The 2,141-nt window shown below is 66.0% G+C and carries 3 protein-coding genes; 2 read left to right on the top strand and 1 reads right to left on the bottom strand.

The features are described from left to right. Positions 1-101: 101 nt before the first annotated feature. Positions 102-908: an aminotransferase class IV family protein gene (locus tag ACWELQ_RS44390; RefSeq protein ID WP_452402966.1), complete on the bottom strand. Its 807-nt coding sequence runs from the start codon at positions 906-908 to the stop codon at positions 102-104. Between the two features lie 26 nt (positions 909-934). Here ACWELQ_RS44390 and ACWELQ_RS44385 point away from each other — a divergent pair, with 26 nt between their 5' ends. Together ACWELQ_RS44385 and ACWELQ_RS44380 are read left to right on the top strand one after the other, a co-directional pair. Continuing rightward, the gene (locus ACWELQ_RS44385) at positions 935-1,306 is read left to right on the top strand and encodes a MerR family transcriptional regulator (RefSeq protein ID WP_452402965.1); all 372 of its coding nucleotides are present in this window, start codon (positions 935-937) and stop codon (positions 1,304-1,306) included. Positions 1,307-1,467: 161 nt separating this feature from the next. Further along, a complete protein-coding gene (locus ACWELQ_RS44380) occupies positions 1,468-2,103 on the top strand; it encodes a hypothetical protein (protein ID WP_452402964.1) in 636 nt (211 codons plus the stop codon). Positions 2,104-2,141: the final 38 nt, after the last annotated feature.

The raw sequence follows: 2,141 nt of genomic DNA, 5'->3' as shown, positions 1-2,141 counted from the left end.
ACACGATCGGCAGACGACTGAGAGCCATACCCACCCCTCCCGGGGCATCCGGACCCTACGGGGCCGGACCGCTAAAAGGTAGGGACGACTGACCGCCGGCGTCATGCCAAGGCGATCGGCGGTTCCGACTCGTAGGTGTCGTGCAGCAGTTTCACGAGCTCCTCGGACCGTCCGAGCGACTGCTCGCCGATCCGTGCCACCGCGATGCCCGGAATCCAGGAGTTCGTCACCACGCCTCCGAGGTCCCCGTGCAGATCCGCGACGGTGATCGGCCGCGTCACCTGGTCGATGCCGCGCTTGGCCAATCGGCGTTGCAGGATCTGCATCGTGGTGCCGGACAGCACGTCGGCCTCGGGCCAGATGACCGATCGGCCGTCCCAGAACGCGATGTTCCAGATCGTCGCCTCGCTCAAACGTCCTGCGGCATCGGTGAATACGGCATCGTCGTAGCCGCGGGCGTTCGCCTGGCGCAGGTACTGGGTTTTCGCCACCTCGCCCACGTGCTTGAGGTGCGCGAGGTGCCGCTGATGCGGGACGACGTCGAGCGTCAACGGCAGCGTCGACGGGCTGGCGGGATCGGTCACCTTGACCAGCACGTCGATCCCGACCTCCGCGTCGGCGCGCGCGAACTCACCGGGCCGGGAGCTGAGGAAGGCGGTCAGCGAGACATCGTCGGGCGCGGACTCGACTGCCGCGGACAGCAGTTCGAGGATCCGCTCGTCGGGCAGGTGGCGGCCGAACAGCTCATCGCTCGCGTTCCGCAACCGATCCAGGTGCAGATCGAGTCCCCGCACCGCCCGATTGCGTACCTGCATCGCCGTGAAGTGCGCGAACCCCGCGAACGCCAACGGAGCAAGATCATCGATTGTGGCAGGCTCTCCATTGAGATAGGTATTCGAGATCGACATGCTCTGCACGGTAGGAGTTGACACCAGTGGCATATGCAAGCCCGACCGGCCTGCTGAAAATCGGAGAGCTCTCGGCCAGCACCGGAGTGAGCCCCCGACTCCTGCGCCACTACGAAAACGAAGGCATCCTCCCCGCCGAACGCTCTTCGACAGGCCAGCGGCTCTTCCCCGACGCCGCCGTCGCCCAGGTCCGCTACATCCGTCGGCTGCTCGACGCCGGTCTCCCGATCCGAGTGATTCGAGACCTCATCGACTGCATCCACGAGCCCGGAAGAGTCGAGCCGTGCGCCGTGCCGGTCCTCGTCGAACACCTCACCGACTACGACGCCCGCATCGCCGGGCTGGTCACCACCCGAACATCCCTGCAAGGTCTCATCGACGCGTCCGCTCGCGCTTGACAGGACCGTTCCACCTCGCCGCGATCGGCCACGAAGACGTTGAGCGGCAGCGGAAATCGGCTCGATCCGGTGTGCCGGAGTGTGTGAAACGATCGTACGTAATATCGGTGGTGGATTTCCTGCCGGAGCAGTGGCGGCGGGTAGCGGACGAAAGGATCCCGATGACCACCGAGACCACCGAAGACACCCGCCAGGCGGAGACCCCGCAGGCGCCCATGACACGGGCCGATCAGTTACGCGCGGTGGTGACGCTGGTGAAATCGGGTGGCTTGAAGCCGCTGGCGATCTACCTGTACGGCGAGCGGAAGAAGGCCGCCAAGAACACCATGTACCGATACGTCGGCAAAGGGGTCATGGCGGGAACGGCCGCCCTGCACCGCACCCTCGTACCCGTGGCGACCGCACCCGCCGCGGGGCCGGTGCGCGACCGGCTGATCGAGTTGCTCGACCGTCAAGCCGAGATCATCCACGCCGCACCGGTGCGCAAGGTGGCCCTGACCTGGCTCGCCGCAGGCACTCCCGTCGATATGAGTGCGCCGCTGAGCAAGGCCGACATGTTCCGCCTGGCACTGAACTACCACTACCGGCAGCCGTTCGAAGAGTTGTTCGCGACCGAGGAAGGCCGTGCCGTGCTCGGCACGAACAACGTACCCGCGGTAGTAGCACAACTCGTCGGCCCGATCGCCTACGGCCGCTTGGTCGGAGCCGCCCGCACCACCCACAGCGACCATGCCCGCATCGTCGACGAATTCCTTGCCGCGCAAAGTGATTCGGAAACCGAGGGCGACCCCAGCTAGAACCACAGAAGGCGGCCGGTTATCGCAGACGCTGCGAT

It is taken from the genome of Nocardia sp. NPDC004722 (genome assembly GCF_053601505.1).
The sequence above is the reverse complement of the archived record's forward strand: the minus strand, read 5'-3'. Positions and strand labels throughout refer to the sequence as shown.